Annotated in this window: 4 protein-coding genes; 3 read left to right on the top strand and 1 reads right to left on the bottom strand. The window is 70.6% G+C overall.

Annotated features, from left to right (window positions below; genetic code table 11):
* Positions 1–95: 95 nt before the first annotated feature.
* Positions 96–1007 (bottom strand): AsnC family protein, encoded by a 912-nt coding sequence (locus ACFXGA_RS27845; protein WP_378092781.1) that lies wholly within the window; start codon positions 1005–1007, stop codon positions 96–98.
* Between the two features lie 167 nt (positions 1008–1174).
* Between ACFXGA_RS27845 and dnaE the strand changes: the two genes are divergently transcribed.
* From dnaE to ACFXGA_RS27830, 3 genes are all read left to right on the top strand, one after another.
* On the top strand, positions 1175–4708 hold the full coding sequence (dnaE, locus tag ACFXGA_RS27840) for a DNA polymerase III subunit alpha (protein ID WP_378092779.1): 3534 nt from the start codon (positions 1175–1177) through the stop codon (positions 4706–4708).
* 88 nt (positions 4709–4796) lie between these two features.
* Positions 4797–6029, top strand: a complete 1233-nt coding sequence (locus ACFXGA_RS27835) for a cytochrome P450 (RefSeq protein ID WP_378092777.1) — start codon at positions 4797–4799, stop codon at positions 6027–6029.
* On the top strand, positions 6016–7284 hold the full coding sequence (locus ACFXGA_RS27830) for an adenosylmethionine--8-amino-7-oxononanoate transaminase (RefSeq protein WP_378092775.1): 1269 nt from the start codon (positions 6016–6018) through the stop codon (positions 7282–7284). The genes ACFXGA_RS27835 and ACFXGA_RS27830 overlap by 14 nt, the downstream gene beginning before the upstream one ends.
* The last annotated feature ends 387 nt before the right edge of the window (positions 7285–7671 follow it).

The raw sequence follows: 7671 nt of genomic DNA, 5'->3' as shown, positions 1-7671 counted from the left end.
GAGTTGAACGTTCAGAACAAGGCCGGTCGTCCTGAACGTTCAACTCGGGGTACGCGAACGTAGGACACGCGCGTTCCGAACGTAGGACACGCCGGTTAGTCGTCGATGGTCCAGACCAGGGTGTTCAGGTCGGTTTCGGGGCGGGCGCTCCAGCGGACGGAGAAGATCACGGTGTCCTCGGGCAGCACGTAGACGGTGTGGCCGCCGGCGGTCTCGCCCGGTTGCACGCCGATCTTGTGCGGCGGCCGGGACGACAGCGACACCGGGGCCTTGCTCACCGTCTCGCCCTTGTTGGTCATCAGCACGAGGTACATGTCCGGCAGGGCGTTGAACGGCACCTGGCCGATGTTCGACAGCTCCGTGTGCACGACCACGGCCCGTTCGCCGGCCGCCAGCTTGTACCCGGCCGCGGTGAACAGGAAGTCCGCCGGGTCGACCACCTCGACCAGCTGGATCGTGAACCGCGCCCCCTCCAGGCCCTCGGTCTCCAGCGTGCTGCCGATCTTGCCCGTGCGCGACCGCGGGGCCGGCGCCTGGTCGCCCCGCGCCCACCCGGACGTGCCCGGCACGCCCCACGTGCTCATCGGCTCCGGCACGCGCACCGGCCCGGACGGCGGCCCCGTCGGCACGGGCTGCGGCCCGGAGTGCGGCTGCGCCGGGAACGGCGTGCTCGGCGGACCCTGCGGGACCGGGTGGCCGGGGTAGGAGCCGGACGGCGTGCCCTGCACGGGCGGGTACGGACCGCTCGGCGTGCCGCGGACGGCCTGCCCGCCGGGCCCCGAGTAGTTGCCCCACGCCACGCTGTTGGCCAGCGCCTTGCGGATGCCGTTCGGGTCGCACTCCACGCCCACGAGCAGCGGCAACCCGCTGCCGGACAACGTGATCAGCCGGGTGGCGGCCTCCCGCGGGTCCATGCCCAGCCGTGCGGCCACCTCGTGCACGGCGGCACGGCCCATCTCGGCGATCATGGCCAGGAGACGGGCGTCGACGGGGTCCGGCGCTACCACACCTTGAACGCTACCCGCCCGGCAACTCCCGCGCCCCATTGACCCGCCGGGACGTCACGACACGAGCAAGCCCCGGTCGTGGTCGGTGATCTTCGTGCGTTGTAGGGTCGGCGGGTCTCTGCCCGAGCGCCAGTCCCGGGCCCGCTGCGATCTTCAGGGGGGTTTGGGTGTCCGACTCGTTTGTGCACCTCCACGTGCACACCGAGTACTCGATGCTCGACGGCGCGGCCAAGCTGAAGGACATGTTCGCCGAGTGCGAGCGGATGGGCATGCCCGCGGCCGCGATCACCGACCACGGCAACATGTACGGCGCGTACGACTTCTACAAGCAGGCGACCGCCGCGGGCATCAAGCCGGTCATCGGCATCGAGGCGTACATGGCGCCGGACTCGCGCTTCAACAAGAAGCGCGTGCTGTGGGGCGACCCCGGCCAGAAGGCCGACGACGTCTCCGCCAGCGGCGCGTACACCCACCAGACGATCTGGGCCCGCACCAACGAGGGCCTGCACAACCTGATGAAGCTGGCCAGCAAGGCGTCCACCGAGGGCCAGCTGGGCAAGTGGCCGCGGATGGACGCCGAGCTGATCGCCGAGCACTCGGCGGGCCTCATGGCGACCACCGGCTGCCCGTCCGGCGAGGTGCAGACCCGGCTCCGCCTCGGCCACGAGAGGGAGGCCCTGGAGGCCGCCGCGAAGTGGCGCGACATCTACGGCGCCGACAACTTCTTCGTCGAGCTGATGGACCACGGCATCGAGATCGAGAGCCGGGTCCGGGGCGGTCTGCTGGAGATCGCCAAGAAGCTCGCCATCCCGTTCGTGGTGACCAACGACTCGCACTACACCTACGCCGAGGACCGCGAGGCGCACGAGGCGCTGCTGTGCGTGCAGACCGGCAAGACGCTGCAGGACCCGAGCCGGTTCAAGTTCGACGGCACGGGCTACTACCTGAAGTCGCCGGAGGAGATGCGCGCGATCGACTCCTCCGACGCCTGGCAGGAGGGGTGCCGCAACACCCTGCTGGTGGCCGAGAAGGTCGACACGACCGGCATGTTCGCCTTCCAGAACCTGATGCCGCGCTACCCGACCCCGGACGGCAAGTCCGAGGCCGAGTACTTCCGCGAGGAGGTCTGGGCGGGCATGCGCCGCCGGTTCCCGGACGGCGTGGACGAGGTGCACCGGCAGCAGGTCGAGTTCGAGATCGACGTCATCCTCCAGATGGGCTTCCCGTCCTACTTCCTGGTGGTGGCCGACTTCATCAACTGGGCGAAGTCCAACGGCATCCGCGTCGGCCCCGGCCGCGGCTCGGCCGCGGGCGCGCTGATCGCCTACGCGATGGGCATCACCGACCTCGACCCGCTGGCCCACGGCCTGATCTTCGAGCGGTTCCTCAACCCGGACCGCGTCAGCCCGCCCGACATCGACATCGACTTCGACGAGCGCCGGCGCGGTGACGTGATCCGGTACGTCACCGAGAAGTGGGGCGTCGACAAGGTCGCCCAGGTCATCACGTTCGGCACGATCAAGGCGAAGGCGGCGATCAAGGACTCCGCCCGCGTGCTGTACGGGCAGCCGGGCTACGCCGTGGCCGACCGCATCTCCAAGGCCATGCCGCCCGCCGTGATGGGCAAGGACATCCCGCTGGCGGGCGTGTTCGACCCGTCGCACAAGCGCTACTCCGAGGCGGCCGAGGTCCGGGCGCTGTACGAGACGGACCCGCAGGTCAAGGAGATCATCGACACCGGCCGCGGCCTGGAGGGCCTGATCCGCAACGCGGGCGTGCACGCCTGCGCGGTGATCATGTCCGCGGAGCCGCTGATGGACCACATCCCGGTCTGGATGCGCCCGCAGGACGGCTCGATCATCACCCAGTTCGACTACCCGACGTGCGAGACGCTCGGCCTGCTGAAGATGGACTTCCTGGGCCTGAGCAACCTCACCACGATCGACGACGCGCTGAAGAACATCGAGCTGAACGGCAAGGGCAAGATCGACATCTCGTCCGTGCCGCTGGACGACAAGAAGACCTACGAGCTGCTGGGCCGCGGCGACACCCTGGGCGTGTTCCAGCTCGACGGCGGGGCCCTGCGGGACCTGCTGCGGCTGATGCGCCCGGACAACTTCGAGGACGTCTCGGCCGTCATCGCGCTCTACCGGCCGGGCCCGATGGGCGCGAACTCGCACACGAACTACGCGCTGCGCAAGAACAAGCAGCAGGAGATCGTGCCGATCCACCCGGAGCTGGAGGAGCCCCTGGCGGAGATCCTGGACACGACGTACGGCCTGATCGTGTACCAGGAGCAGGTCATGGCGATCGCGCGGAAGGTGGCGGGCTACTCGCTGGCCCAAGCGGACCTGCTCCGCCGCGCGATGGGCAAGAAGAAGAAGGAGATCCTCGACAAGGAGTTCACCGGCTTCGAGAAGGGCATGCTGGACAACGGCTACTCGCCGGAGGCCATCAAGACCCTGTGGGACATCCTGGTCCCGTTCGCCGACTACGCGTTCAACAAGGCGCACTCCGCCGCCTACGGCCTGATCGCGTACTGGACCGCCTACCTCAAGGCGAACTACCCCGGCGAGTACATGGCGGCCCTGCTGACCACGAACTCGGACAACAAGGACAAGTCGGCCGTCTACCTGGCCGAGTGCCGCCGGATGGGCATCACCGTGCTGCCGCCGGACGTCAACGAGTCGGAGCGGGAGTTCGTCGCGGTCGGCGACGACATCCGGTTCGGCCTGGGCGCGATCCGCAACGTCGGCGCGAACGTGGTCGACGCGATCATCAAGACCCGCAAGGAGAAGGGGAAGTTCGCCGACTTCTCCGACTTCCTGCGCAAGGTCGACGTGCAGGCGTGCAACAAGAAGGTCGTCGAATCGCTGATCAAGGCGGGCGCGTTCGACTCGCTCGGCCACCCGCGCAAGGGCCTGCACATGGTCCACGTCGAGGCGGTCGACGCGATCATGCTGACGAAGAAGGAGGAGGCGCGCGGCCAGTTCGACCTCTTCGGCGACGGCGGCGGTGACGGCGAGGGCGTCTCGGTGTTCGACGTCAAGATCCCGGACGAGCACTGGGAGGCCAAGCACCAGCTCACGCTGGAGCGCGAGATGCTGGGCCTGTACGTGTCCGGCCACCCGCTGAACGGCGTGGAGCAGGTGCTCAGCTCCTACTCCGACACCACGATCCCGCGCATCCTGGAAGGCGACGTGCCGGACGGCACGCAGGTCACGCTGGGCGGCATCCTCGCCTCGGTCACCCGCCGGGTGAACAAGAACGGCGAGCCGTGGGCGTCCGCGCAGCTGGAGGACCTGGCCGGTGGCATCGAGGTGCTGTTCTTCCCCAAGAGCTACATGGTCCACGGCATGTCGGTGGCCGAGGACGCGATCGTGCTGGTCAAGGCGCGCGTGGCCAAGCGGGAGGACCGGATCTCGCTGATCGCCAACGACCTGGTCGTGCCGGACCTGTCGGAGCTGGGCGCGCAGGCGCTGAAGCTGAAGGTGTCGGCCTCGCGCTGCGACCCGAAGCTCGTCACCTCGCTCAAGGAGGTCCTCTCGGCCCACCCGGGCACGACCGAGGTCCACCTGAACCTGATCATCAACAGCAGCCGCAACACGGTGCTGAAGCTGGACGACGCCCTTCGGGTTACTCCCACCCCGTCCCTTATGGGGGATTTGAAGGCTCTGCTCGGACCGGGGTGCTTGGGCTGATCGGGTGACAGAGGGCGGGATCGGGGACACGAGGGGGTCTCGGATCGTTTGAGTGAACAGGGTTAACTCAAACGAGGAGGGGATTCCCTTGGGGGAGCAGATCGCCGGTCTCGACGTGCTGGGCGAGGAGTACTTCGCCGACCCGCACGCCTACCACGCCCGGCTGCGCGAGCAGGCGGCGGCGAGCCCGATCGTGCTGCCGCGCGGCACGAGGGCGTGGCTGGTCACCCGGTACGAGGAGGCCAGGGTCGCGCTGGCCGACGCGCGCTTCCGGAAGCACTACGACCGCTTCCCGGAGGTCGTGGCGGCCAACCAGCTCGCGGGCAACGAGCCGACGAAGTTCGAGGAGGCCCTGGTCCAGCACATGCTGAACATGGACCCGCCGCACCACACCCGGTTGCGCAAGCTGGTCACGAAGGCGTTCACCGCCCGGCGGGTCGAGCAGCTGCGGCCGCGCATCGCGGAGATCACCGACCGGCTCCTGGACGAGGCGGGGGAGAAGGGCGACGTCGACCTGGTCGACGCGCTGGCGTTCCCGCTGCCCATCACGGTCATCTGCGAGATGCTCGACGTGCCGCTGGACCGGCGCGACGAGTTCCGCGCGTGGTCGAACGTGCTGGTGAGCGGGGCCGGCTCGGAGCCCGGCGTGATCCAGGAGGCGGGCGGCCGGATGGCGGCCTACCTGCAGGAGCTGGTCGAGCAGAAGCGCGTCGCGCCCGGTGACGACTTCTTCTCCGCGCTCGTGCAAGCCGACGAGGACGGCGACCGGCTGGACCGGATGGAGCTGATCGCCATGGCGTTCCTGCTCCTGGTCGCCGGGCACGAGACCACGGTCAACCTGATCGCGAACGGCGTGTTCCACCTGCTGCGCGACCCGGCGCAGCTGGAGGAGCTGCGCGCCGACCGGACGTTGCTGCCCGGCGCGGTGGAGGAGGTGCTGCGCTTCGAGAGCCCGGTCAACCAGGCCACGTTCCGCTACACCGACGAGGACGTGGAGCTGGGCGACGTGGTCATCCCCAAGGACAGCGTGGTGGTCGTGTCGCTGGCCGCCGCGAACCGCGACGGGGCCCGGTTCCCGGACCCCGACCGGTTCGACATCACCCGGCAGGCCACCGGGCACCTCGCGTTCGGGCACGGCATCCACTACTGCCTGGGCGCGCCGCTGGCCCGGATGGAGGGCGAGATCGCGATCGGGCGGCTGCTGGACCGGTTCGACGTGGCCCTGACCGCCGAGCCGGACGACCTGCGGTGGCGGCCGGGCACACTCATCCGCGGCCTGGCGTCGCTGCCGGTTAGCCTGACGCCCCGTGGATCGCGATGAGCTGCTGAAGCTGGACCGGGCGCACGTCTGGCACCCGTACGGCCCGATGCCGGGCACCCACGAGCCGCTGGTGGTCTCCTCGGCCGAGGGTGTCCGGCTCCGGCTGGACGACGGGCGCGAGCTGGTCGACGGCATGTCGTCGTGGTGGGCCGCGATCCACGGCTACCGGCACCCCGTGCTGGACGCCGCGGTGCGCGACCAGCTCGGCCGGATGAGCCACGTCATGTTCGGCGGCCTGACCCACGAGCCCGCGGTCGCCCTGGCCGCGCGGCTGGTGGAGATCACGCCCGAGCCGTTGCGGCACGTGTTCCTGTGCGACTCCGGGTCGGTGTCGGTCGAGGTCGCGGTCAAGATGGCGCTGCAGCACTGGCGCTCGCGGGGGCGGCCGGCCAAGCGGCGGCTGCTGACCTGGCGCGGCGGGTACCACGGCGACACGTTCCAGCCGATGTCCGTGTGCGACCCGGAGGGCGGGATGCACTCGCTGTGGCGCGGCGTGCTGCCGGAGCAGGTGTTCGCCCCCGCGCCCCCGCGCGACCTGGACACCGCGTACGTGCAGCGGTTGGCGGACCTCGTCGAGGCGCACGCCGACGAGCTGGCCGCCGTCATCGTGGAGCCGGTGGTGCAGGGCGCGGGCGGGATGCGCTTCCACGACCCGCGCTACCTGCACGTGCTGCGCGAGCTGACGCTGGCCCACGACGTGCTGCTGATCTTCGACGAGATCGCCACCGGCTTCGGCCGCACCGGCGAGCTGTTCGCCGCCGACCACGCCGGGATCAGCCCGGACATCATGTGCGTGGGCAAGGCGTTGACCGGCGGGTACCTGTCGATGGCCGCGACCCTGTGCACGGCGCGGGTGGCCGACGGCATCTCGCGCGGCGAGGTGCCGGTGCTGGCGCACGGGCCGACGTTCATGGGCAACCCGCTGGCCTCGGCGGTGGCGCTGGCCTCCACCGACCTGCTGCTGTCGCAGGACTGGCGGGGGTCCGTGCGGCGGATCGAGGCGGGGCTGCGGTCGGGCCTCGCGGGGGCGCCCGGCGACGTGCGGGTGCTCGGCGCGATCGGCGTGGTGCAGCTCGACCACCCGGTGGACGTCGCCGCCGCCACCGCGGCGGCCGTCGCGCACGGCGTGTGGCTGCGGCCGTTCCGCGACCTGATCTACACCATGCCGCCGTTCGTCAGCACGGACGACGACGTGGCCGCGATCGCCGCCGCCGTGGTGGCCGCGGCCGAGGCGTCACAGGCGCAGCAGGGTTGAGCCCCACACGAGCAGGAGCGTCGCGTAACCGACGCAGATCCAGCCGACGGCCTGGTGGCCGGGTCCGTCCTTGCGCCCCGCGAGCTTGGTGACCAGCAGCCACCAGAACAGCGCGACCACGCCCAGGACCAGCGGCGTGGCGATCACGCCGTACGCGCTCGCGTACACCCCGGCCCAGAAGTCCACCGGCAGGCTGATGCCGTTGGCGTAGCCGGTCGGGACGCACAGCGCCGCGACCGCGGTCCACACCCAGGCGATCGTCCGCAGCCGCGGGGGGGGCGGCAGCGCGGCGCCGCCGCGCGGGGTTGGGGGGAACACCCCCCCCCCCAGACCCCCCCCCCCCCCCCCCACCCCCCCCCCCCCCCCACACCCCCCCACACCCCCCCC

Origin of the sequence: Actinosynnema sp. NPDC059335 (genome assembly GCF_042752395.1) — a bacterium.
Classification (GTDB): domain Bacteria; phylum Actinomycetota; class Actinomycetes; order Mycobacteriales; family Pseudonocardiaceae; genus Actinosynnema.
This window is presented reverse-complemented; position numbering and strand designations above follow the sequence as displayed.